Origin of the sequence: Sphingosinicella sp. LHD-64, from assembly GCF_031157375.1 — a bacterium.
Taxonomy (GTDB): domain Bacteria; phylum Pseudomonadota; class Alphaproteobacteria; order Sphingomonadales; family Sphingomonadaceae; genus Allosphingosinicella.
In genome coordinates this window covers 55537-77881 of the sequence record NZ_JAVIFV010000005.1, presented here as the reverse complement: position 1 = coordinate 77881, position 22345 = coordinate 55537, and the positions used below count along the sequence as shown (strand labels likewise).

Annotated in this window: 22 protein-coding genes and 1 pseudogene; 16 read left to right on the top strand and 7 right to left on the bottom strand. The window is 67.1% G+C overall.

The annotated features are described in order from the left end of the window. Window positions 1–45: 45 nt before the first annotated feature. Complete coding sequence (locus tag RCO27_RS17825) at window positions 46–879, top strand: AraC family transcriptional regulator (protein WP_309004064.1); 834 nt, start codon at window positions 46–48, stop codon at window positions 877–879. Here RCO27_RS17825 and RCO27_RS17820 read toward each other — a convergent pair. After that, window positions 864–1382, bottom strand: a pseudogene (locus RCO27_RS17820) (short-chain fatty acyl-CoA regulator family protein); the annotation flags it as partial. The gene RCO27_RS17825 and the pseudogene RCO27_RS17820 sit on opposite strands and share 16 nt — an antisense overlap. Here RCO27_RS17820 and RCO27_RS17815 point away from each other — a divergent pair. Then, complete coding sequence (locus RCO27_RS17815) at window positions 1356–1523, top strand: hypothetical protein (RefSeq protein WP_309004109.1); 168 nt, start codon at window positions 1356–1358, stop codon at window positions 1521–1523. The pseudogene RCO27_RS17820 and the gene RCO27_RS17815 overlap by 27 nt on opposite strands. Here RCO27_RS17815 and RCO27_RS17810 read toward each other — a convergent pair. Further along, window positions 1520–1846, bottom strand: a complete 327-nt coding sequence (locus tag RCO27_RS17810) for a helix-turn-helix domain-containing protein (protein WP_309004063.1) — start codon at window positions 1844–1846, stop codon at window positions 1520–1522. The two genes, RCO27_RS17815 and RCO27_RS17810, sit on opposite strands and share 4 nt — an antisense overlap. Window positions 1847–1892: 46 nt before the next feature. Here RCO27_RS17810 and RCO27_RS17805 point away from each other — a divergent pair, with 46 nt between their 5' ends. Then, window positions 1893–2381 (top strand): SRPBCC family protein, encoded by a 489-nt coding sequence (locus RCO27_RS17805; RefSeq protein ID WP_309004062.1) that lies wholly within the window; start codon window positions 1893–1895, stop codon window positions 2379–2381. 130 nt (window positions 2382–2511) lie between these two features. Here RCO27_RS17805 and RCO27_RS17800 read toward each other — a convergent pair whose 3' ends face one another. Then, a complete protein-coding gene (locus tag RCO27_RS17800) occupies window positions 2512–3897 on the bottom strand; it encodes a short-chain fatty acyl-CoA regulator family protein (RefSeq protein ID WP_309004061.1) in 1386 nt (461 codons plus the stop codon). 95 nt (window positions 3898–3992) lie between these two features. On the opposite strand from RCO27_RS17800, the gene RCO27_RS17795 reads away from it, so the two are divergent. The 7 genes from RCO27_RS17795 to RCO27_RS17765 all read left to right on the top strand — a co-directional run bounded on the left by RCO27_RS17795 (window position 3993) and on the right by RCO27_RS17765 (window position 12822). Then, entirely contained in the window at window positions 3993–5519 is a 1527-nt protein-coding gene (locus RCO27_RS17795; RefSeq protein WP_309004060.1) for an acyl-CoA carboxylase subunit beta, read from the top strand. A gap of 30 nt (window positions 5520–5549) precedes the next feature. Next, entirely contained in the window at window positions 5550–6017 is a 468-nt protein-coding gene (locus RCO27_RS17790) for a hypothetical protein (protein ID WP_309004059.1), read from the top strand. Further along, window positions 6014–6433, top strand: a complete 420-nt coding sequence (mce, locus tag RCO27_RS17785) for a methylmalonyl-CoA epimerase (protein ID WP_309004058.1) — start codon at window positions 6014–6016, stop codon at window positions 6431–6433. The genes RCO27_RS17790 and mce overlap by 4 nt, the downstream gene beginning before the upstream one ends. A 146-nt stretch (window positions 6434–6579) precedes the next feature. After that, window positions 6580–8730 (top strand): methylmalonyl-CoA mutase, encoded by a 2151-nt coding sequence (scpA, locus tag RCO27_RS17780; protein WP_309004057.1) that lies wholly within the window; start codon window positions 6580–6582, stop codon window positions 8728–8730. Window positions 8731–8809: 79 nt separating this feature from the next. Beyond that, on the top strand, window positions 8810–9889 hold the full coding sequence (bioB, locus tag RCO27_RS17775; RefSeq protein ID WP_309004056.1) for a biotin synthase BioB: 1080 nt from the start codon (window positions 8810–8812) through the stop codon (window positions 9887–9889). Window positions 9890–9911: 22 nt separating this feature from the next. Then, a complete protein-coding gene (locus RCO27_RS17770; protein ID WP_309004055.1) occupies window positions 9912–11924 on the top strand; it encodes an acetyl/propionyl/methylcrotonyl-CoA carboxylase subunit alpha in 2013 nt (670 codons plus the stop codon). A gap of 91 nt (window positions 11925–12015) precedes the next feature. Further along, the gene (locus RCO27_RS17765; protein WP_309004054.1) at window positions 12016–12822 is read left to right on the top strand and encodes a MipA/OmpV family protein; all 807 of its coding nucleotides are present in this window, start codon (window positions 12016–12018) and stop codon (window positions 12820–12822) included. Between the two features lie 174 nt (window positions 12823–12996). Here the strand turns inward: RCO27_RS17765 and RCO27_RS17760 are convergent, their stop codons facing one another. Next, window positions 12997–13950, bottom strand: coding sequence for a hypothetical protein (locus tag RCO27_RS17760; RefSeq protein WP_309004053.1), 954 nt, complete (start codon window positions 13948–13950; stop codon window positions 12997–12999). Window positions 13951–14136: 186 nt separating this feature from the next. On the opposite strand from RCO27_RS17760, the gene RCO27_RS17755 reads away from it, so the two are divergent. Further along, window positions 14137–15441, top strand: a complete 1305-nt coding sequence (locus RCO27_RS17755) for a M20/M25/M40 family metallo-hydrolase (RefSeq protein ID WP_309004052.1) — start codon at window positions 14137–14139, stop codon at window positions 15439–15441. A gap of 33 nt (window positions 15442–15474) precedes the next feature. Here the strand turns inward: RCO27_RS17755 and RCO27_RS17750 are convergent, their stop codons facing one another. After that, a complete protein-coding gene (locus RCO27_RS17750) occupies window positions 15475–15831 on the bottom strand; it encodes a hypothetical protein (protein WP_309004051.1) in 357 nt (118 codons plus the stop codon). A 701-nt stretch (window positions 15832–16532) separates the two neighbouring features. Beyond that, entirely contained in the window at window positions 16533–17258 is a 726-nt protein-coding gene (gene ubiG / locus RCO27_RS17745; RefSeq protein ID WP_309004050.1) for a bifunctional 2-polyprenyl-6-hydroxyphenol methylase/3-demethylubiquinol 3-O-methyltransferase UbiG, read from the bottom strand. Between ubiG and RCO27_RS17740 the strand changes: the two genes are divergently transcribed. The 4 genes from RCO27_RS17740 (at window position 17257) to RCO27_RS17725 (ending at window position 21031) form a co-directional block, all read left to right on the top strand. Beyond that, window positions 17257–17394: a hypothetical protein gene (locus RCO27_RS17740; protein WP_309004049.1), complete on the top strand. Its 138-nt coding sequence runs from the start codon at window positions 17257–17259 to the stop codon at window positions 17392–17394. The genes ubiG and RCO27_RS17740 overlap by 2 nt on opposite strands. After that, window positions 17376–18656 (top strand): diaminopimelate decarboxylase, encoded by a 1281-nt coding sequence (lysA, locus tag RCO27_RS17735; protein ID WP_309004048.1) that lies wholly within the window; start codon window positions 17376–17378, stop codon window positions 18654–18656. Before RCO27_RS17740 ends, lysA begins: the two co-directional genes overlap by 19 nt. A gap of 11 nt (window positions 18657–18667) precedes the next feature. After that, window positions 18668–19909 (top strand): aspartate kinase, encoded by a 1242-nt coding sequence (locus RCO27_RS17730; RefSeq protein WP_309004047.1) that lies wholly within the window; start codon window positions 18668–18670, stop codon window positions 19907–19909. 87 nt (window positions 19910–19996) lie between these two features. Further along, window positions 19997–21031, top strand: coding sequence for a nitronate monooxygenase (locus RCO27_RS17725; protein ID WP_309004046.1), 1035 nt, complete (start codon window positions 19997–19999; stop codon window positions 21029–21031). A gap of 96 nt (window positions 21032–21127) precedes the next feature. Here RCO27_RS17725 and RCO27_RS17720 read toward each other — a convergent pair whose 3' ends face one another. Continuing rightward, window positions 21128–21820: a hypothetical protein gene (locus RCO27_RS17720; RefSeq protein WP_309004045.1), complete on the bottom strand. Its 693-nt coding sequence runs from the start codon at window positions 21818–21820 to the stop codon at window positions 21128–21130. A 203-nt stretch (window positions 21821–22023) separates the two neighbouring features. On the opposite strand from RCO27_RS17720, the gene RCO27_RS17715 reads away from it, so the two are divergent. After that, window positions 22024–22320 carry a putative quinol monooxygenase gene (locus RCO27_RS17715; RefSeq protein ID WP_309004044.1) on the top strand — a complete coding sequence of 99 codons (297 nt, stop codon included), beginning with the start codon at window positions 22024–22026 and terminating at the stop codon, window positions 22318–22320. Window positions 22321–22345 lie beyond the last annotated feature (25 nt).

The following is a 22345-nucleotide window of genomic DNA, read 5'->3' as shown; positions in this document are numbered from 1 at the left end:
GCTGTAGAATCAGACATGGTGGGCGCCGGAACGCGGGAGCGGTTCATGGCGACGGACGGCGAATTCCTGGTTGAGACGACCGGCCCGGCTTTGCCGCGGCGCAGCGCGCTCTATGCGGCCGGCGAGGACCTGCGGCGCGGCTATGCCGGCGCGGTGTTCGAGCGGCGCTATCACGGGCCGATCTTCGGCGTCGTGGAATCCGGGGCGTTCAAATATCACTGCGAGAGCGGCGAGGCGATCGTCGCGCCGGGGTCGATCATCTTCGGCAATGCGGGCGAAAGTTTCGGCTGCGCGCATCTCGACGACAAGGGCAACCGGCGTTCGGTGGTCGCGATCGCGGACGGCCTTCTGGAAGAGGCCGCGGAGGAGGCCGGCGCGCAGCCGCGCTTCGCCACGGCGATCTTCGCCCCCGGCCCCCGGAATCTCGCCATGCAGGCGGCGATCCGTCAGGTCGCACGCAGCCGCGAGGCACTGGAGGATGTCGTCGTGGCCCTGCTGGTCGACGCATTCGGCCTGGAGCCGGCGTCGGTCGGCCGGTCGTCCGAGCAGGAGGCGCGTCGCATCCTCGACGTGGTCCGCTTTCTCGAAAGCCGTTTCGACGAGCCGAACCAGCTGACCGACCTCGCTGCCGCGGCCGGGATCAGCCGCTTCCATTTCCTACGCCAGTTCCGACGTCTCGTCGGCATCAGCCCGACCCAGTTCCTGATCGGCCTCCGCCTCCGCGCCGCCGCCGAGCGGCTGGAGGACGGCGCGGCGCCCGTCACCGAGATCGCCCTCGACGTCGGATTCAACGATATTTCACACTTCAACCAATTGTTCCGGCGGGCCTATCGCATGCCGCCGAGCCGCTGGCGCGCGCGCCGTCAGGCGAAACCGTAGGGCACCACCGCGCGGCGGTCGGGATCGACGCTGAGCGCCCGTCCGGCGGGCGGAAAGGCGCGCTGCTCGCAACTGTCGCGCGGACAGATGTGGCAGGAGACGCCGATCGGTGTCGCGCTGCCCGCGCCGCTCAGGTCGAGCTGGTCCGCATAGACGAAGTCCGCCGCATGAACCGCCTCGCACCCGAGTGCGACGGCGTAGCGGCGGCTGGGGCGGGCGTAGCTGCCCGACGGCTTCACCAGCCCCTTGGCCATCGAGACGTAGCGCACTCCATCCGGCGTCTCGGCGAGCTGGACGAGGATGCGGTCGGGGATCGCCACCGCCTCGTGCACCATCCACAAGGGACAGGCGCCGCCGAACCGCGCGAATTGCAGGCGGGTCGCCGAGTGCCGCTTGGTGATGTTGCCGGCCATGTCGACCCGGCAGAAATAGAAGGGAATGCCCGCCGCACCGGGCCGCTGGAGCGTCGAAAGCCGATGACAGGCCTGCTCCGCCGCCGCGCCCGCGAGGCCGAGCGGCGGACGCTGACCGAGGCGCTCGGCGCCGAGCGGATCGCCCAGCGCGACGCTGAGCGAACCGAGGATTTCAGGCAGGGCGTCATCGCATTCCTGCAGAAGCGCCCGCCGAGCTTCGACGGGCGCTAGGCCCGCTCGAGATCGCTTTTCAGCCGATCGAGCAGGCCGACCGCGCGGGCCGCATAGGGGCCGATCCAGCGGTCGTGGATGTGCTTGATCGGGAGCGGATTGAGGTGATTCCACCGCTCCCGCCCCCGGCGCTCGGCGATCACCAGTTCCGCCTCTTCCAGCACCTTCAGATGCTGCATCACCGTGCAGCGGTCGAGGTCCGGGAACGACGCGCAAAGCGTGCCGGTAGTCTGCGGATCGTCCTTGAGCAGATCGAGGATCGAGCGCCGCGTGGCCGCCGACAGCGCCTTGAAAATCCGGTCGTTCCGCGCCTCGATTGACATGTTGTAGTTTTATAACATATAAGCGCGGCGATCAAGGAGAATCGCCATGGATCTCAAGTTCAAGATCAGCGGCTTCATCGCCCGGCCCGTCCACGAGGTGTTCGAGGCGGTGGCCAATCCGGACACGCTGTCGCGCTATTTCACCACCGGCGGTGCCAAGGGCCGGATCGAGCCGGGCGTGACCGTGATATGGGATTTCGCCGATTTTCCCGGCGCGTTTCCCGTCGAGGTGATCGAGGTCGTGCCCGACCGCAGGATCGTGCTGAAATGGGAGGCCTATGAGGGCCCGCCGCCCGACGGGGTGAGCGATGCCCCGGCGGAAGCCCCGTCCGGCTATCAGACGACGGTGACGATGACCTTCGAGCCGAAGGGCGACGAGCGCACCTTCGTGACCATCGCCGAGGAAGGCTGGCGGCAGACCGAGCGCGGCCTGCAGGGCAGTTATGGCAATTGTCAGGGCTGGGCGCAGATGCTGTGCGCGATGAAGGCCTGGGTCGAACACGGCATCAATTTGCGCGAAGGCTTCTACAAATAGCCGCGCCACATGCGCTTGACCTTTGGCGCGGTAAGGTCTTTCACCGCACCATGCAGACCACCATCGAAGAACTCGAACGGCGCCGCGAGCAGGCGCGCCTTGGCGGCGACTGGGGCGCTGACCGCGGGCGTCAGGCGAAACCGTAGGGGACGATTGCGCGCCGGTCCGGATCGACGCTGAGCGCGCGGCCCGCGGGCGGAAAGGCGCGCTGGTCGCAATTCTCGCGGGGGCAGATGCGACAGGAGACGCCGATCGGCGTGGCGCTGCCGGCGCCGCTCAGATCGAGCTGATCGGCATAGATGAAGTCGGCGGCGTGGGCGGCCTCACAGCCCAAAGCGACCGCGTAGCGCCGGCTCGGGCGCGCATAGCTCCCCGAAGGTTTCACCAGCCCCTTCGCCATCGACACGTAGCGCACCCCGTCCGGCGTCTCGGCGAGCTGGACGAGGATGCGGTCGGGAATCGCCACCGCCTCATGCACCATCCACAGGGGACAGGCGCCACCGAAGCGGGCGAATTGCAGGCGCGTCGCCGAGTGCCGTTTGGTGATGTTACCCGCCATGTCGACCCGGCAGAAATAGAAGGGGATGCCGGCGGCGCCGGGCCGCTGGAGCGTCGAAAGGCGGTGGCAGGCCTGCTCGAAGCTGACCCCGAACACCTGACGGAGCGCGTCGATATCGTGGCGCAGGCGACGGGCCTCAGCGCGGAACGGGGCATAAGGCATCAGGAAGGCGCCAGCCGCATAATTGGCAAGGCCCACGCTGAGCAGCTGGACGGATTCGGGCGAATGCAGGCCTGCATTCCCGGCAACGCCCGCAATCGTATCGGCGAGCTCCAATCGCATCAGCTGGTGCGCCATCTGGAACAGGCGGCTCTCGGGCGGGATCGAGCGATCGACGGCGAGGCGGCGGGTCGCGGGATCGAAGCTGCGCAGCTCCGCGCCGGTCGCGATCACGAGCTCGACGCCATGTTCCGCAAGCCGCGCCCCGATTCCATCAGGGCCGACCTCTCTGGCAAGCCGCTCGGCGGCGCGGTCGATCGCGTCGACATAATTGCCGGCATCGTGAAACCATTCGCGGACCTCGTCCCAGGGCAGCGGCATGCCGCCGCCCGTCCCCCGCTCCAGCGCATCGTCGAGACTGCGAAGCTGGTCCTGGCTGCGGCGATAGGCGTCGTGGACGGCGACCAGGCGCTCGGCGAGCAGAGGCTGGCGGGCGACGCCGCGGAGCAGCGCATCCTCGGCCAGCGCGCCGGGCACGGTCGGGTCGTTCGCCGCCGCCGCCGCGCGGGCGACGAGCGCAGCATGGTCGTCCGGGCCGATCTCCGCCCAGTCGCTCGGGAAGGCCCGGGAGAAGGCGGCGAGGACGGCATCGGTCATCGGCCGGTCGTCGCTCTCGAGCTGCGAGAGATAGGAGACCGAAAGGCCGACGCGCGCGGCCATGGCGGACTGGCTGAGGCCAAGCCGTCCGCGCAGCGCCCGCGCCCGCGCGCCGGCGAAGAGGCGGCGCGGCGCGCTCATATTTGCAAACTCCCCATATGCATCTTCACAAATTCACATTTGCGCTTCGCGCGCAACACTGGAAGGGCGGAACGTCCGATATTTGCGAGGGCCTGATGGCGACGACGTTGGAAGCGCTGGAAGCACGCCGCGAGCAGGCGCGGCTCGGCGGCGGCGAGAAGCGCATCGCCGCGCAGCACGCCAAGGGCCGGCTGACCGCGCGCGAGCGCCTCTCGGTGCTGCTCGATCCGGGCAGCTTCGAAGAATATGACATGTTCGTCGAGCACAATTGCACCGACTTCGGCATGGAGGCGACCAAGTTCCCCGGCGACGGCGTCGTCACCGGCTCGGGCACGATCAACGGCCGGCTCGTCTACGTCTTCGCGCAGGATTTCACCGTGTTCGGCGGCTCGCTCTCCGAGCGGCACGCCCAGAAGATCTGCAAGATCATGGACATGGCGATGAAGGTCGGCGCGCCGGTCATCGGTCTCAACGACAGCGGCGGCGCGCGCATCCAGGAGGGCGTCGCCTCGCTCGGCGGTTACGCCGAGGTGTTCCAGCGCAACGTGCTCGCCTCGGGCGTCGTCCCGCAGCTCAGCCTGATCATGGGACCCTGCGCGGGCGGCGCCGTCTACTCGCCGGCGATGACCGACTTCATCTTCATGGTGAAGGACTCGAGCTACATGTTCGTTACCGGCCCGGATGTGGTGAAGACCGTTACCAACGAGGTGGTGACGCAGGAGGAGCTGGGCGGCGCCGTCACCCACACGACCAGGTCGGGTGTCGCCGACGTGGCGTTCGAGAACGACATCGACGCCTTGCTCGCGACCCGCGATTTCTTCGATTTCCTGCCGTTGTCGAACCGCCACGATCTGCCCGAGCGTCCCTCGAGCGATCCCTGGGACCGGCAGGAAGATAGCCTCGACACGCTGATCCCGGACAGCGCCGCCAGGCCCTATGACATGCACGAGCTGATCCGGAAGGTCGTCGACGACGGCGACTTCTTCGAGATCCAGCCGGCGCACGCCGCCAATATCATCACCGGCTTCGGCCGCGTCGAAGGCCGCACTGTCGGCGTGATCGCCAACCAGCCGATGGTGTTGGCCGGGGTGCTCGACATCAAATCGTCGAAGAAGGCGGGGCGGTTCGTGCGCTTCTGCGACGCGTTCGACATTCCGATCGTGACCTTCGTCGACGTGCCCGGCTTCCTCCCCGGCGTCGCGCAGGAGCATGACGGGATCATCAAGAACGGCGCCAAGCTGCTCTTCGCCTATGCCGAGGCGACCGTGCCGAAGATCACCGTCATCACCCGCAAGGCCTATGGCGGCGCCTATGACGTCATGGCCTCCAAGCACTTGCGCGGCGACCTCAACTACGCTTGGCCGACCGCCGAGATCGCCGTGATGGGCGCCAAGGGTGCCGTGGAGATCATCTTCCGCGGCAAGACGCCGGAGGAGATCGCCGAACGCACCGCCGAATATGAAGCCCGCTTCGCCAACCCTTTCGTGGCGGCGAGCAAAGGCTTCATCGACGAGGTCATCATGCCGCATTCGACGCGGCGACGCATCGCGCTGGGACTACGGAAGCTCAGGGACAAGCAACTCGAGAATCCGTGGAAGAAGCATGACAATATTCCGCTCTGAGGTCGTCAAATGCTCAATCTAACGTGCAGTGTGGAACGCAAGCTCATGCGACCAGAAGGCTGGAGCTTTATCCTCCGCACGCACAACGTCCAAACCCTGAATGGCTATGTCGTTGATTCGGAACGGGTGCATGCCACGGTTTACAGCGCCGGAGCCAGCGAACGTGCCCTAGCTGATGAGCGACTTCGGGCAGAGGATTTAGCGAGAGAAACGGGCTTTGATCCTTCGATCGGCGGATATCAAGTTGTACTGGGCAACACGGGGAGTCTGCTCGTCAACCTTCATCTCGGTTTGGCAACCGAGGCTTGGCTGGTTGAAATGGATCGACTGCTCGAGACCGAAACTCTCCTCGTCAGCTTTGATGTAGGCTCTGAATTTCGTCCAAGGCAGGACGCTGAGTTTCAGGATTGGCTCAATGGGACTCGGGGCCACAAAGACATCCCTCTCTTCGCCGACAAGCTACCAAAATGGGACGTAGTAAAGAGGGCGGTGCCATGAAACTCGGCCGTCTCAACCATGTCGGGGTCGCCACCCCGTCGATCGAGCAATCGATCGCCACTTATCGCGACCTGATGGGGGCGGAGGTGATCCGGGCGCCGTTCGATCTGCCGGCGCAGGGGGTGAAGGTGTGCTTCATCGACACGCCGAACAGCCAGATTGAGCTGATCGAGCCGCTGGGCGCGGACTCGCCGATCGTGAAGTTCCTGGAGAAGAACCCGCTCGGCGGGCAGCACCATGTCTGCTTCGAGGTGCCGGACATCCACGAAGCCAAGGCGTGGTTCGAGGGGAAAGGCGCCCGTATCCTCGGCGAGCCGCGGATCGGCGCGCACGGGACGCCGATCTTCTTCGTCCACCCCAAGGACATGGGCGGGGTGCTGACCGAGATCATGGAGACGCCGCGTGAGGGGCGCTAGAACCCCCTCTCCCCGACGGGGAGAGGATTGGGGTGAGGGGGCTCGGCATTTCCGGATGCGCCGAGCCCCCTCACCAACTCCGGCTAGGCGGCACAGCCGCCAAGCCTTCGTATCCTCTCCCCGCCGGGGAGAGGGGGAAGTCGAGTATGTCTGACAAGAAATCCACCCCTGCCGACTGGGACACCCTCGCCGCCAAGGAGGTGAAGGGCAAGGACCTCACCTGGCACACGCCCGAGGGCATCGCCGTCAAACCGCTCTACACGGCGGAGGACATAGCGGACATCGACCCCGGCCTTCCCGGCTTCGCGCCCTTCACCCGCGGGGTGCGCGCCAGCATGTACGCCGGCCGCCCCTGGACGATCCGCCAATATGCGGGCTTCTCGACCGCCGAGGAATCCAACGCCTTCTACCGCCGCAACCTCGCCGCCGGGCAGAAGGGTCTCTCGGTCGCCTTCGATCTCGCCACGCACCGGGGCTATGACTCAGACCATCCCCGCGTCGTCGGCGACGTCGGCAAGGCGGGCGTGGCGATCGACACGATCGACGACATGAAGATCCTGTTCGACGGCATCCCGCTCGACCGGATGAGCGTCTCGATGACGATGAACGGCGCGGTGATCCCGATCCTCGCCTTCTTCATCGTCGCCGGCGAGGAGCAGGGCGTCCCTCAGGCGGCGCTGGACGGCACGATCCAGAACGACATCCTGAAGGAGTTCATGGTCCGCAACACCTATATCTACCCGCCCGAGCCGAGCATGCGGATCATCTCGGACATCTTCGCCTTCACCTCGGCCAACATGCCGAAGTTCAACTCCATCTCGATCTCCGGCTATCACATGCAGGAGGCGGGGGCGACGCAGGTGCAGGAGCTCGCCTTCACCATCGCCGACGGCATGGAATATGTGAAATACGGCGTCGCGAGCGGGCTCGACATCGACAAGTTCGCCGGCCGCCTCAGCTTCTTCTTCGCGATCGGCATGAACTTCTTCATGGAGATCGCCAAGCTGCGCGCCGCGCGCGTGCTCTGGCACCGGGTAATGACGAAGCTGGGCGCGAAGGACGAACGCAGCAAGATGCTGCGCACCCACTGCCAGACATCCGGCGTCTCGCTCACCGAGCAGGACCCCTACAACAACGTCATGCGCACCACGATCGAGGCGATGGCGGCGATGCTGGGCGGCACCCAGTCGCTCCACACCAACGCGCTCGACGAGGCGATCGCGCTCCCCACCGATTTCTCCGCCCGGATTGCGCGCAACACCCAGCTGGTCATCCAGGAGGAGACCGGCATGTGCAACGTCGTCGATCCGCTTGGCGGCTCCTATTATGTCGAGGCGCTGACGCAGGAGCTGGTCGACAAGGCCTGGGAGATCATCGAGCGGGTCGAGCGCGAGGGCGGTATGGCAAAAGCAGTTGCCGCGGGCTGGCCCAAGGCGATGATCGAGAGCGCCGCCGCCGCCACCGCCGCGCGGATCGACCGCGGCGAACAGGTGATCGTCGGCGTCAACAAGTACCGCAAGGACAATGAGGACGCGATCGACATCCTCGACGTCGACAACCATGCGGTCCGCGAGGCGCAGATCGCCCGGATCAAGCGCGTGAAGGCGGGGCGCGACGAAGCCGCCTGCCAGGCCGCGCTCGACGCGCTGCGCGAGGGCGCAAAGGGCAATGGTAATCTCCTCGGCCTCGCGGTCGAGGCCGCCCGCCAGCGCGCCACGCTCGGCGAGATCAGCCGGGCGATGGAGGACGTGTTCGGCCGCTACGGCACGAATCCCACGCCGGTGAAGGGCATCTATGGCGGCGCCTATGCCGAGGATGCGCGCTGGGACCGGCTGGTCGACGGCGTGCAGTCGGTGGCGCGGCAGAAGGGTCGCAAGCCGCGTATGCTGACCGCCAAGATGGGCCAGGACGGCCATGACCGCGGCGCCAATCTGGTCTCCTCCGTGTTCGGCGATCTCGGCTTCGACGTTGTCGCCGGACCGCTCTTCCAGACGCCGAAGGAAGCCGCCGAGCTGGCGATCGCGTCCGATGTCGACGTGGTCGGCGCCTCCAGTCTCGCTGCGGGTCACAAGACCTTGATCCCCGAGCTGATCGGCCATCTGCGCGATGCCGGCCGCAGCGACATCAAGGTCGTCGCCGGCGGCGTCATCCCCGCGCAGGACTACCAGTTCCTGCGCGACGCCGGGGTGCAGGCGATCTTCGGCCCCGGCACCAACCTGATCAACGCCGCCGGCGAGGTCCTGCGCCTCCTCGGCCACAACCTGCCCCCCGAGGGCATCGACGAGGCTGCCGAATGAGGTCACACACTGGTCGTCACCCTGAACTCGTTTCAGGGTCCATCTTGGAACACGCGCGATGGTGTGGATGGAGGCATGGATGCTGAAACAAGTTCAGCACGACGAAGAGGTAAGGAACGACTGGACCCGCGCCGAGATTGCGGACCTGTTCGATCTCCCGCTGATGGACCTCGTCTTCGAAGCCCAGCGCGTCCACCGCGCCCATCACGCGCCGAACGAGGTGCAGCTTTCTACCTTGCTCTCGATCAAGACCGGCGGCTGCCCGGAGGATTGCGGCTATTGCAGCCAGTCGGTCCATGCCGAGACCGGCCTCAAGGCGACCAAGCTGATGGACGTGCGCGCGGTGCTCCAGGCCGCCGCCCAGGCGCGCGATCACGGCTCGACCCGCTTCTGCATGGGCGCCGCCTGGCGCAACCCCAAGGACCGCGACATGCCCGCCATCGTCGAGATGGTGAAGGGCGTCAGGGCAATGGGGATGGAGACCTGCATGACGCTCGGCATGCTGAGCGAGACACAGGCGCGCATGCTCGCCGAGGCCGGGCTCGATTACTACAACCACAATATCGACACCTCGCCGGAGCGCTACAACGCGGTCATCTCGACCCGCACCTTCGAGGACCGCCTCGAAACGCTCGACCACGTCCGTGCGTCCGGCATGTCGGTGTGCTGCGGCGGCATCGTCGGCATGGGCGAGACGCGCGACGACCGGGTCGGCTTCATCCATGCGCTAGCGACCCTGCCGCAGCATCCGGAAAGCGTGCCGGTCAACGCGCTGGTGCCGGTGAAAGGCACGGTGCTCGGCGACATGCTGGCCGATACGCCGCTGGCCAAGATCGACGATATCGAGTTCGTCCGCACCGTCGCCGCGGCGCGCATCACCATGCCCGAAAGCATGGTCCGCCTCTCCGCCGGCCGCGAGAGCATGAGCGAATCGACGCAGGCGCTCTGCTTCCTCGCCGGCGCCAATTCGATCTTCACCGGCGACAAGCTGCTGACCGCGCCCAATGCCGGCGACGACAAGGACGCCGCGATGTTCGCGAAGCTGGGCATTAAAGCGATGCATCCCCAATCGCCCCGCCCCGGACCTGATCCGGCGCCCACCTTTTCTTCCGGTGCGTGCGCGAGAGAGAAGATGGACGCCGGATCGAGTCCGGCATGACGATAAGATAGAGCGGGGCGGAATGTTCAAGAAAATCCTGATCGCGAACCGGGGCGAGATCGCCTGCCGAGTCATCAAGACGGCGCGCAAGATGGGCATCAAGACCGTCGCCGTCTATTCGGATGCCGACGCCCGCGCGCCGCACGTGCTGATGGCGGACGAGGCGGTGCGGCTCGGCCCGCCGCCTGCCGCCGAATCCTATCTGAAGGCCGATCTCATCATCGCGGCCTGCAAGGCGACCGGGGCCGAGGCGGTGCATCCGGGCTACGGCTTCCTCTCCGAGCGCGAGAGCTTCGCCAAAGCGCTGGCCGAGGCCGGCATCGCCTTCATCGGTCCGCCGCCGGGCGCCATCGCGGCGATGGGCGACAAGATCGAATCGAAGAAGCTGGCCAAGGAGGCCGGGGTCAACGTCGTCCCCGGCTATCTCGGCGAGATCGCCGACACCGACGAGGCGGTGAAGATCGCGCAGGACATCGGCTTCCCGGTCATGATGAAGGCCTCGGCCGGCGGCGGCGGCAAGGGCATGCGCCTCGCCTGGTCCGAGCAGGACGTGCGCGAAGGCTTCGAGGCGACCAAGCGCGAGGGGCTCGCCAGCTTCGGCGACGATCGCGTCTTCATCGAGAAGTTCGTCGAGGACCCGCGCCACATCGAGATCCAGGTGCTGGGCGACCAGCACGGCAACATCGTCTATCTGAACGAGCGCGAATGCTCGATCCAGCGCCGCCACCAGAAGGTGGTCGAGGAGGCGCCGTCGCCCTTCGTCACGCCCGCCATGCGCAAGGCGATGGGCGAGCAGGCGGTCGCGCTCGCCCGGGCGGTGGGCTATCATTCCGCCGGCACCGTCGAGCTGATCGTCTCCGGCGCCGATGCCACAGGCGAAAGCTTCTACTTTCTCGAGATGAACACCCGGCTCCAGGTCGAGCACCCGGTGACCGAGGAGATCACCGGGCTCGACCTCGTCGAGCAGATGATCCGCGTCGCCGCCGGCGAGAAGCTCGCCTTCACCCAGGACGACGTGAAGATCCATGGCTGGGCGATCGAGAACCGCGTCTATGCCGAGGACCCCTATCGCGGCTTCCTGCCCTCGACCGGGCGGCTGGTCCGCTACCGCCCGCCGGCGGAAGGGCGCAACGAGGATCTGCGCACCCGCGTCGACGACGGCGTCGCCGAGGGCGGCGAGGTCTCGATGTTCTACGATCCGATGATCGCCAAGCTCGTCACCTGGGCGCCGACCCGCGAGGCGGCGATCGACCGGCAGATCCGCGCGCTCGACGCCTTCCGCATCGACGGCATCGGCCACAATATCGATTTCCTCTCCGCGCTGATGCAGCATTCCCGCTTCCGCGACGGCAACATCACCACCGGCTTCATCGCCGAGGAATATCCCGAAGGCTTCCACGGCGCGCCGGCCAATGACCAGCTGCTTGCCGATCTTGCGGCTATCGCGGCGCTGATCGCCCACGAGACCGACGCCCGCGCCGCCGCGATCAGCGGCCAACTCGGGGAAACCGTCGCCGCGCCCGTGGACCGGGTCGTGCGGATTGCCGGCGCCGAGCATCGGCTGCGGGTCGAGCAGGCGGAGGGCGCGACCCTGGTCCACCGCGCCGGCGAGGATCATCCGCACGAGATCCTCGGCGGATGGCAGCCGGGCGAGCTGCGCTTCAAGGGCGCGGTCGACGGGCGCCCGCACATCGTCCAGATCGCCAAAGCCGGGCGCAAATGGCGCCTCGCCAGCCATGGCGCGAGCCACCTGGTCGAGATCCTCCCCGTCCATGTCGCCGAGCTCTCCCAGCACATGATCGAGAAGGTGCCGCCGGACCTCTCCAAATTCCTGATCTGCCCGATGCCCGGCCTGCTCACCGCGCTCCACGTCAAGGAGGGCGATGCGGTCGAAGCCGGCCAGCCGCTCGCCGTCGTCGAGGCGATGAAGATGGAGAACATCCTGCGTGCCGAGAAGGCCGGAACGGTCAAGTCCGTGAAGGCCGCGCCTGGCGACAGCCTCGCCGTCGACGCAGTGATCCTGGAGTTCGAATAGGCTCCTCCTCGAACGACTTCGGGAACCGGCCCTTGCGTTGCGCGGTTATGAAACCGCCGCAACGATCGCGCGCAGCCAAAGAGGGGCGACGATGAAGAGAAGACTTCATGCTGGTGCGCTTGCGGTGATCGCCGCGGCCTTGCCGTTCTTCGCGACCCCCGCTGCGGCGCAGGAGAGTGAAGGCCGCGGCTGGATCGTCACCCTGGGCGCGGGACCGCAAATCTATCCCAAATATCCGGGCGCCGATTCCTACGGCATCAACCCGATGCCGATCCTGGGCCTGAGGCGCGAAGGCGCGCCGCGCCCGTTCGAGGCGCCCGACGAAGGCGCCGGCTTCGGCTTCCTCGGCCCCAGCAGCCGTTTCGATTTCGGTCCCGCCATCCGCTTCCAGAACAAGCGCGAGGAGGACGATGTCGGCGCCGCGGTGGGCGATGTCGGCTTCACGGTCGAGGCCGGCGCCTTCGCCCAGGCCTATGTGACCGACAATTTCCGCCTCCGCGTCGAGGGCCGGCGCGGGATCGGCGGCCATGACGGCTGGGTCGGCGACGTCAGCGCCGATTTCGTGATGCGCAGCGGCGACCGCACGATCTTCTCGATCGGCCCGCGTGCCCGCATCGCCAACGGCCGCTACCACCGCGCCTATTTCGGGGTCGACGACGGGGTGGCAGCGGCGACCGGGCTTCCGGTCTATCGTCTCGGCAGCGGCGTCTATGCGGTCGGCGCGACAGCCGGTATCACACACATGCTGAACCAGGGCCTCGGTCTCTATGCCTATGCCGGGTACGACCGCCTGGTCGGCGACGCCGCCGATTCCCCGATCGTGCGCGCCTTCGGCTCGCGCGACCAGTTCTCCGGCGGCATCGGCCTGTTCCTCGAATTCGGCGTCGGCGGCCGCTGACACCCTTCGAGCCACTTCATCCGCTCATCCTGAGTAGCCGCCGAGCTTGTCGAGGCGGCGTATCGAAGGGCGCAGGGAGTCTCCGACAGGTCCTTCGATACGGGCCTTCGACTTCGCTCAGTCCCTACTCAGGATGAGCGAATTGAGAGAGTCGCAACGCCGTCCGGGTTCTGTTCACCTGCCGCCGTGGATGCGGCGGCTGACCAGCTCGTCCGGGCTCGGCCGGTCGCCGGCTGCGCCGATCTGGCGGCGGACGAAATCGCCGGTGACGCCATGGATCCGCATCGCCGTGAGGTTGTCGGCGGACAGCCCCCGGTAGCCGAGATCGCGCAGTTCGGCGACGAAGGCCGGCGTCACGCCATGGATGCGCATCGCGACCAGGTCGTCGGTGGTGAAGCGTTCGCCGCCCGCCGCGGCGAGTGCGCGGATATAGTCCGGGGTCAGCCCGTGGATGCGCATCTGCACCGCCATGTCGGCATCGGGCCGGTAGCCGGCCGCGGCGAGCGCGGTCACATAATCGGGCGTGACCCGGTGGATCCGCATCTGGACGAGACCGTCGACCGTGCCGACCCGGTAGCCGGCCTCGGCCATCGCCCGCACATAATCGACATCGACCCGGTGGATGCCGGCCGCGACCAGGCCGTCGACGCCCGGCGTCCGGTAGTCCTGCCGCGCCAGCTCGTCGACCAGCGCGATCCCGACCCGGGCGAGGGCGAGATGGAAGCTGTCCTCGCGGCTGGGGCGGCCGACGCCGCGTTCGGCGAGGGTGGCCGCGAAGCCTGCATCGGCCTCGAAGCTGCAATCGCCGGCGCCGCTGCCGCGACGCACGCTGCCGTCGCAGAAGAACCGCCCGGCCTCGCGCACGATCTGGAACCGCACGTCGGTGGCCGACGCGGCGGCGAGCTGCGCAGGGGCGATACCTCGCAATTCCGCCACGCCGATGCGGCTGCTCCAGGTGCTGTTGCTGGTCGCGGTCCGGTAGCGGAGCGACAGCTGAACCTGATCGGCCGCGTCGCCGGCCGGGCCGATCGCCCAGCCGATCCGGTCCGGCACCTCGGCCGATGCCGGCGGCTGTGCCGCGCATGCGAGCAGGGCGGCCGATGCCACCGCGATGAACTGTCTGATCATTGAGCCCTCCATTTTGCCATGTGCTACAAATTTAGCAGGCAAGCATCGTGCCAGCGCCGGAAATGGCGGAAATCCGGAATTCCCGGCGCATGCGGACGTCGAAACAAGTTCGCGCGCGAACAGTCGAGCGTCCGGATGCGGACAGCCGGGCTTGACCGCGAGGGGTCCGGGCGGACACCAAGGGGCATGCGCATCTTCCCCCTCATCGCCGCCCTTCTCCTCCTCCCTGCCGCCGCCCGGGCCGAGCTCAGCGCGCCCGAACGCCGCATAGCCGAGGTCGCGACGCAGGAGAGCGACCGCACCATCGCCCTGCTCGAGCGAATGGTGAACCGGAACAGCGGCACGCTGAACCTCGAAGGCGTGACCGCAGTCGGCGAGATGGCCCGCGCCGAGCTTGAGCCGCTCGGCTTCGAGGTGCGCTGGATCGACATGCGCGAAACCGGGCGGGCGGGCCATATCGTCGCCACCCATCGCGGCAACGGCCGCGGCAAGCGCATCCTCCTGATCGGCCATCTCGACACGGTGTTCGAGGCCGACAGCCCGTTCCAGACCTTCACCCGCGAGGGCAACCGCGCCACAGGCCCCGGCATCGGCGACGACAAGGGCGGCATCGCGGTAATCGTCGCGGCGCTGCGCGCGATGCAGGCGGCGGGGACGCTGCGCGACGCCGACATCATGGTCGTGCTCACCGGCGACGAGGAGCGTCCCGGCTCGCCGATCGCGACCGCGCGGCGCGACCTGATCGAGGCCGGCCGCTGGGCCGACGTCGCGCTGGAGTTCGAGAATCTGGCGCAACAGGACGGCCGCGACTTCGGCACCGTCGCGCGGCGCAGCTCGACGAGCTGGACGCTGACCACGCGCGGCCGCTCCGGTCATTCGTCGGGCGTTTTCGGCGAGCGGCTCGGCTATGGCGCGATCTACGAGCTGGCCCGCATCCTCGACGCCTTCCGCCGCGAGCTGCCCGAACCCAACCTCACCTACAATGTCGGCGTGATGGCGGGCGGCACGCCGGCCAGCATCGACGCCGACGGCTTCCGCGTCACCGCCTCGGGCAAGACCAACATCGTCGCCGAGCAGGCGGTCGCCCGCGGCGACATCCGCACCCTCTCCGCCGATCAGGAGGCGCGCGTCCGCGCCCGGATGCAGGCGATCGTCGCGCAGCACCTGCCGCAGACCCAGGCCGAGCTGGTCTTCGCCGAGGACGGCTATCCGCCGATGGCGCCGACCGCGGGCAACCGCGCCATCCTCACCCGCCTCAACGCGGTCAACCGCGACCTCGGCCTGCCCGAAATGCCCGAATACGACCCCGCCCGCCGCGGCGCCGCCGATTCGAGCTTCGTCGCGGGCGACGCCGACACCCTCGCCGGCCTCGGCGCCGCCGGCGGCGGCAGCCATGCGCCGGGCGAATGGATCGACCTCGACAGCCTCACCCGCCAGGCCCAGCGCGCGGCGATCCTGATGACAAGGTTGAGCCGGGAGGAAAGGGAATAGGCGGCCTGAGGGCGTCGCTAAGCTGCGAACTTTTCAGACAGCTTTCTTTTTCGTTTCTTGGCTGTCGACAGGCTCGTCCAAGAATGTGCAATGTTCCAACATAGCTTTCGCTACCGCGTCAAGGTAGTGCTCGACGTCCTTGCTGCGCCGCTTCACCCGTTCAGCCCATTCTCGGGAGGAGCGCCGATAGCCAATGCGGGCTACAAGTTGCCAGCCCGGACCGACTCGTTCGTCAGTACCCATCATTGTGGCAATACCGATCCCTTGGATCGCCAAGTCGTCAAACTGGTCGTGGTGGTGAATTGCGTTTCGTGCCCTAAGTTCTTGATCAAAATCCCTTGCAAACCCTTTTAGAGTTTTTCCGACATCCAATTCCCCGTCGATAGTCATGTTTATAGCGTTCAAGCAACGTTTCAAGCGTGATTTGAATTCGTAGAACCTACTAAAATACATCTCGCATATGTTACGAATGTGATCCTCCTTGGATATCCATGAAGATCTAAACGGAAATCTTCGAAAATAGAATTCACATTGCTGGAGAGAATGTAGGCAGACATTAAGATTAAGGTAGGACATTATGGCTTCATGTTGAGATTCAATATCGTCTGGAAACTTGAATTCATCAGGTAGATCGCTTGCTCGATGTCGGTACCCCTCAACTGAGTCCATGGCAGCAGCGATTTTAGCTCGCTGCCATTCCTTCCATCCCGGGGTGTCGTCGATCCGCCTAATCCAAGTTCCGATAGAATCCATTAATTGCGATGATTCGGATTTGGACATCCCGCGATGTTAGCTGGCGCCACTCGCCTCTCCAACCGGATGCTTGAGGAGGTTTAAGGGGCGAGTTGCAAATGACCAGGAGGGGCACATTCTGCCACTGGCCTAGACCGCAAGAGGTCGAAAGCGGACTCTCTGGATTGTTGGATACAAATAGGATTTCGACTGACACCATTGCCGCGACTCGGGCTTTGCCCGGATCGCCGGCTCTTTGATTCGTTCGTTTTGACGCCCTCTTCGAGACGTCCCCGAGGCTTGAAAAAGGTCGGGGAACGCACCCGCCATGGCCACTGCGAACATTGGGAACATTCGCGTCAGATGCTGGCCGCGCGCCGCGCCGTCAGCAGATAGTTGAGGGACACATCCTCGGTGAGCGCAAATCCCCGCGTCGGCGTCCAGCCGAGGCCGGTGACGTCGGTCACCTCCAGCCCCGTCGCCGCGAGCTCGGCGGTCAGCTCCCCGGGCGTCAGGAACTTGTCCCAGTCGTGCGTGCCCCGCGGTATCTGCCCCAGTCCTTCGCCGATCCCGATCATCACCAGCCGCGACCAGGCGGTGCGGTTGGGCGTGGACATGACCAGCAGCCCGTCCTTTGCCAGCGCATCGGCCAGCCCCGCGACGAAGGCCGGCACGTCGGCGACATGCTCGACCACCTCCATCGAGGTGACGAGGTCGTAGCGCCCCGTGAGCGCCTCGGTGCCACCGACGCGATAGGCGATCGTCAGCCCCTGCCCCTCGGCGTGCAGCTTCGCCGCTGCGATATTCTCCGGCGCCGCGTCGAGTGCGGTCACCTCCGCCCCCAGCCGGCACAGCGGCTCGGCGAGGAGCCCCGCGCCGCAACCCACGTCCACGGCGCGCTTGCCCCGGAGCGGCTTCAGGTCGTGCTCGTCCAGCCCCCAATGCGCGTCGATCCGCGCCCGGACATAGGAGAGCCGCACCGGATTGAGCTTGTGCAGCATCGCCGAGCTGCCCTTCGGGTCCCACCAGTCGGCGGCGAGCTGGCCGAAATGGGCGGCTTCCTTGGGGTCGATGGTGGTCGCCATGATCTCGTTCGTCGTTCCGGAGGACTGGAATCTCCTTGCACTTCTCGCCGCCAAAGGAAAAGAGACCCCAGCTTTCGCCGGGGTGACGTGGAAGCGGATCGACAGCGAAGGCTCCGAATGGATCATTTTCACCTGAAGGACGGCGTCCTCCATTGCGAGGGCGTGCCGCTCCCCCGGATCGCGGCCGAAATCGGCACGCCGGTCTACGTCTATTCGACCGCCACCATGGTCCGCCATGCGGGCGTGATGAAGGCGGCGCTGGCCGGCCTCGCCGATCCGCTGATCGCCTATGCGGTCAAGGCCAATCCCAATGTCGCGGTGCTGGCGACGCTGGCGCGGCAGGGACTCGGCGCCGACATCGTCTCGGGCGGCGAATATGCTCGCGCCCGCGCGGCGGGGATCGCCGCCGAGAAAATCGTCTTCTCCGGCGTCGGCAAGACCGCCGACGAGATGGCCCGCGCACTCGAGGGTGGCCTCTACCAGTTCAATCTGGAGTCGCTGGAAGAGGCCGAGATGCTGTCGCAGGTCGCGGCCTCGATGGGTCTCGCGGCGCCGGTCGGCTTCCGGGTCAATCCGGACGTCGCGGCCGGCACCCATGCCAAGATCACCACGGGCTCCGCCGAGAACAAGTTCGGCATCCCGATCGGCGACGCGCCCGCCGCCTATGCGCGGATCCGCCGGCTGCCGGGCATGAAGGTGCAGGGCGTCGCCGTCCATATCGGCAGCCAGCTGACCAGCCTCGCCCCGCTCGAAGCGGCCTTCGCCCGGGTCGGCGCGCTGATCGCCGAGCTGCGCGCCGTCGGCTGCGCGATCGAGGTCGCCGATCTCGGCGGCGGCCTCGGCGTTCCCTACAATCCGGCCCTGCCCGAGCCGCCCAGTCCCGCTGACTACGGCGCGATGGTCCGGCGGATCGCCGGCGACTGGGGCGTCCGGCTGGTGTTCGAGCCCGGCCGGCTGATCACCGGCAATGCCGGCGTGCTGCTGACCCGCGTGATCCGGGTGAAGCCCGGCGCGACCCACCCCTTCCTGATCGTCGACGCGGCGATGAACGATCTGATGCGCCCGGCGCTCTACGATGCCTGGCACGAGATCGGGGCGGTGGAGCCCAAGGGGCCGAAAATGACCACCACGGTCGTTGGCCCGGTCTGCGAAAGCGGCGACACCTTCGCGACCGCGCGCGAGATGGACGAAGTGGCCGCGGACGACCTCGTCGTCTTCCGCACCGCCGGCGCCTACGGGGCGGCGATGGCGAACAGCTACAACAGCCGCGCGGTCACGCCCGAGGTTCTGGTCGACGGCGACAGATGGGCGGTGGTCAGGAAGCGGATCGAAGTCGCGGAGCTGATCGCCGGGGACGCGATTCCCGATTGGCTTGCCAGACCCGTAACGGCTCCGTAAGCGCGCTCCTCATGGCCCGCATCGTGATGAAATTCGGCGGCACCTCGATGGCGGGGATCGAGCGGATCCGCCACGTCGCGTCGCGCGTGAAGGCGGAGGTCGAGGCGGGCAACCAGGTCGCCGTCGTCGTCTCGGCGATGGCGGGCGAGACCGACCGGCTCGTCCAGCTCTGCCGCGAGGCCGCCTCGCTCTACGATCCGCGCGAATATGACGTGGTGGTGGCGTCAGGCGAGCAGGTGACCAGCGGCCTGCTCGCGATCACGCTGCAGGGCATGGGGCTCCCGGCCAAATCCTATATGGGCTGGCAGCTCCCGATCCGCGCCTCGGGCCACGCCGCCGCGCTGATCGAGACGATCGACGTCGACGTTCTGGAGCGCGTGTTCGACGGCGGCGGCATCGCCGTCATTCCGGGCTTCCAGGGCGTGACGGCCGAAGGTGCAGTGGCGACGCTCGGCCGCGGCGGCTCCGACACCTCGGCGGTCGCGCTTGCCGCCGCGATGAAGGCCGACCGCTGCGACATCTACACCGACGTCGACGGCGTCTACACCACCGATCCCCGCATCGTCCCGCGCGCCCGCAAGCTCGATCTCGTCACTTACGAGGAGATGCTGGAGCTGGCGAGCGTCGGCGCCAAGGTGCTCCAGACCCGCTCGGTCGGGCTGGCGATGCGCTACAACATGCCTCTCAAGGTCCTGTCCTCGTTCGAGGACAAGCCCGGGACGATGATCGTTTCCGACGAGGCCATCGAGGACAGCAATATGGAACGCAACGTCATCACCGGCATCGCCTATGACAAGAACGAGGCGCGGGTGACGCTGACCGGCATTCCCGACCGGCCCGGCGTCGTCGCCGCCGTGTTCGGGCCGCTCGCCGACGCCAACATCAACGTCGACATGATCGTCCAGAACATCCCGCGCGCCGGCGAGGCGAGCGACCTCACCTTCACCGTGCCGACGGCCTCGCTGGCGCACACGGCGGCGGAGCTGGAAAAGCTCAAGGAGTCGATCGGCTTCGCGGAGATGCTGACCGACACCAACGTCGTGAAGGTGAGCGCGGTCGGCGTCGGCATGCGCTCGAACGCCGGCATCGCTGCGACCATGTTCAAGACGCTCGCCGACCGCGGCATCAACATCGTCGCGATCACCACATCCGAGATCAAGGTGAGTGTGCTGATCCCCGAGGAATATACCGAGCTCGCCGTGCGCGTGCTGCACACCGCCTACGGCCTCGATGCCGAAGAGGACGCCGCCTGATCCTCTTCGTCATTCCAGCGAAAGCTGGAATCTCGCTTTCTTAATAGGCAAAGGGATTCCAGCTTTCGCTGGAATGACGGGATTTCGATGAACGACGTTTCTACCTCAATCGGCCACGACCGCCTGAAGCGCCTGATGGCGCGCGGTGCCGAATTCCTGGGTTGCGAGTACGCGGTGCTCGGCGGCGCGATGAGCTGGATCTCGGAGCGCAACCTCGTCTCCGCGCTCAGCAATGCCGGCGCCTTCGGGGTGATCGCCTGCGGAGCGATGACACCCGACCTGCTCGACACCGAGATCGCCGAGACGAAGGCGCGCACCGCGAAGCCGTTCGGCGTCAATCTCATCACCATGCACCCGGTGCTGTCGGAGCTGATCGAGGTCTGCGCGCGTCACGAGGTGAGCCACGTCGTCTTCGCCGGCGGCCTTCCACCGGCCGGGGCGATCGAGAAGGTGAAGGCGTCCGGGGCGAAGCTCCTCTGCTTCGCGCCCGCACTGGCGCTGGCGAAAAAGCTGATCCGCTCCGGCGTCGATGCGCTGGTGATCGAAGGGATGGAGGCCGGCGGCCATATCGGGCCGGTCTCGACCTCGGTGCTGGCGCAGGAGATCCTGCCGCCGCTCGCGGCCGACGTGCCGATCTTCGTCGCCGGTGGCATCGGCCATGGCGGCCTGATCGCCGGCTATCTCGAAATGGGCGCGGTCGGCGTCCAGCTCGGCACCCGCTTCGTCTGCGCGACCGAGTGCATCGCCCATCCCAATTTCAAGAAGGCCTTCATCCGCGCCTCGGCGCGCGATGCGATCACCTCGGTCCAGATCGACCCGCGCCTGCCGGTCATCCCGGTCCGCGCGCTCAAGAACCGCGAGATGGAGAGCTTCGCCGCCAAGCAGCGCGAGGTCGCCCAATTGCTCGACGAGGAGAAGGTCGAGATGATGGAGGCGCAGCTCCAGATCGAGCATTACTGGGCCGGGGCGCTGCGCCGCGCGGTGATCGAGGGCGATGTCGAGACTGGCTCGGTGATGGCCGGCCAATCGGTCGGGATGGTCAAGGACGAAGCGCCGGTCGCGACCATCCTCGCCCAGCTCATGGACGAAGCCGCCCATGCGCTGGAGCGGCGCTCAGTTTAGCACTTCCGTCATTGCGAGCGAAGCGAAGCAATCCAATGCAGCGCCGGGGCAGTCTGGATTGCTTCGTCGCCTCGCTCCTCGCAATGACGACAGGGGTTAGGTGCAGAGCGACATCCAGGCGATCTGCATCACGGTGTCGTCTTCTACCGGCAGCGGGTTGCTCGGATATTCGCGCCGCTCCACGACCGAACCGTCGGCGCCGATCCGCCGCCGTTCGGTCGCGTCAATCGTGCGCGCGCCGCAATCGACAACGAGATGGAAGAGGTCGGGGCTGGGATCGGCACCGGGATCGGTCAGCCGGAACCAGGCGGCTCGCCGCCCCTCGGTCCGCTCGATCGTCGCGGCATCGACGGCGATCGACTGGCCCGATCCTGCCGCGCCGAGATTGAGCCAGGCGGCGGGCGGCACCGGCGGCGGCGCGGCGACCGCCACGACCGGTGGCTGCGCGGGCTCAGCCGCGACGCCGCAGTCGCGATTGGCCTGCTCGAGTGCGGAGCGGGTACGGCTACCGATCGTGGTCGCGACCCAGACCAGATCGCGCACGCCCAATTCGGCGGGGTTGTAAAAGCCGCGGTTGACCGCGCCCGCGGCGGCCGCAAGGTCGCGCAGCCGCCCCGGTCGGACCGTCCGCCCCAGCGTCTCGCCGACGCAGCGCGTTTCGACGACGGTGTAGCCGTAGCGGACGAGCTGCGGCGTGATGATGGTCGATCGTGGGCCGACATAGTCTGCGACATGGCCGGCGCAGCCCGCAAGCAGGGCGAGGGAGAGGAGGCCGGCGTGGAGTCGCATCGAGCGCTGACTATCAATCCCGCGCGCCCGATGCACGCGGCTTGACATGCAGCCGGCTGTGGCGGCGGTCCGGCCGCAGTGCTAGCCATCCGGAATCGGAGGTCGGGTCTATGATGTTGGCGCGGCGCGAGGTTCTGGCGGGTGGCCTGGCGCTCACTCTGGCGGGAGTTCCGGCCTTCGCACAGACGAGAGGGGGACCAGGCATGTTCGGACTGATCGGCAAGATGAGAGCAGTGGCCGGCGAGCGCGACGCGTTGATCGCCCTGCTTCTCGAAGGCACGGAGGCGATGCCGGGCTGCCTCTCCTACGTGGTCGCCAGGGATCCGGGCGACCCGGACGGAATTTGGATCACCGAGGTCTGGGACCGGCGCGAGAGCCACGCCGCCTCGCTGCAGCTCCCGTCGGTACGCGCGACCATCGCGCGGGCGCGGCCGCTTATCGCCGGCTTCGAGAACGGCACCGAGACCGAGCCGGTCGGCGGCGTCGGCCTGCCCCGTTAAATCCTCACCCACGCATTGGAAACCA

Bases quoted from the DNA above. Each gene is read 5' to 3' on its own strand.
- RCO27_RS17825 (WP_309004064.1), top strand. From the start codon at position 46: ATGGCGACGGACGGCGAATTCCTGGTTGAGACGACCGGCCCGGCTTTG.
- RCO27_RS17815 (WP_309004109.1), top strand. From the start codon at position 1,356: ATGACAGGCCTGCTCCGCCGCCGCGCCCGCGAGGCCGAGCGGCGGACG.
- RCO27_RS17810 (WP_309004063.1), bottom strand. From the start codon at position 1,846: ATGTCAATCGAGGCGCGGAACGACCGGATTTTCAAGGCGCTGTCGGCG.
- RCO27_RS17805 (WP_309004062.1), top strand. From the start codon at position 1,893: ATGGATCTCAAGTTCAAGATCAGCGGCTTCATCGCCCGGCCCGTCCAC.
- RCO27_RS17800 (WP_309004061.1), bottom strand. From the start codon at position 3,897: ATGAGCGCGCCGCGCCGCCTCTTCGCCGGCGCGCGGGCGCGGGCGCTG.
- RCO27_RS17795 (WP_309004060.1), top strand. From the start codon at position 3,993: ATGGCGACGACGTTGGAAGCGCTGGAAGCACGCCGCGAGCAGGCGCGG.
- mce (WP_309004058.1), top strand. From the start codon at position 6,014: ATGAAACTCGGCCGTCTCAACCATGTCGGGGTCGCCACCCCGTCGATC.
- scpA (WP_309004057.1), top strand. From the start codon at position 6,580: ATGTCTGACAAGAAATCCACCCCTGCCGACTGGGACACCCTCGCCGCC.
- bioB (WP_309004056.1), top strand. From the start codon at position 8,810: ATGCTGAAACAAGTTCAGCACGACGAAGAGGTAAGGAACGACTGGACC.
- RCO27_RS17770 (WP_309004055.1), top strand. From the start codon at position 9,912: ATGTTCAAGAAAATCCTGATCGCGAACCGGGGCGAGATCGCCTGCCGA.
- RCO27_RS17765 (WP_309004054.1), top strand. From the start codon at position 12,016: ATGAAGAGAAGACTTCATGCTGGTGCGCTTGCGGTGATCGCCGCGGCC.
- RCO27_RS17760 (WP_309004053.1), bottom strand. From the start codon at position 13,950: ATGATCAGACAGTTCATCGCGGTGGCATCGGCCGCCCTGCTCGCATGC.
- RCO27_RS17755 (WP_309004052.1), top strand. From the start codon at position 14,137: ATGCGCATCTTCCCCCTCATCGCCGCCCTTCTCCTCCTCCCTGCCGCC.
- RCO27_RS17750 (WP_309004051.1), bottom strand. From the start codon at position 15,831: ATGACTATCGACGGGGAATTGGATGTCGGAAAAACTCTAAAAGGGTTT.
- RCO27_RS17740 (WP_309004049.1), top strand. From the start codon at position 17,257: ATGATCTCGTTCGTCGTTCCGGAGGACTGGAATCTCCTTGCACTTCTC.
- ubiG (WP_309004050.1), bottom strand. From the start codon at position 17,258: ATGGCGACCACCATCGACCCCAAGGAAGCCGCCCATTTCGGCCAGCTC.
- lysA (WP_309004048.1), top strand. From the start codon at position 17,376: ATGGATCATTTTCACCTGAAGGACGGCGTCCTCCATTGCGAGGGCGTG.
- RCO27_RS17730 (WP_309004047.1), top strand. From the start codon at position 18,668: ATGGCCCGCATCGTGATGAAATTCGGCGGCACCTCGATGGCGGGGATC.
- RCO27_RS17725 (WP_309004046.1), top strand. From the start codon at position 19,997: ATGAACGACGTTTCTACCTCAATCGGCCACGACCGCCTGAAGCGCCTG.
- RCO27_RS17720 (WP_309004045.1), bottom strand. From the start codon at position 21,820: ATGCGACTCCACGCCGGCCTCCTCTCCCTCGCCCTGCTTGCGGGCTGC.
- RCO27_RS17715 (WP_309004044.1), top strand. From the start codon at position 22,024: ATGTTCGGACTGATCGGCAAGATGAGAGCAGTGGCCGGCGAGCGCGAC.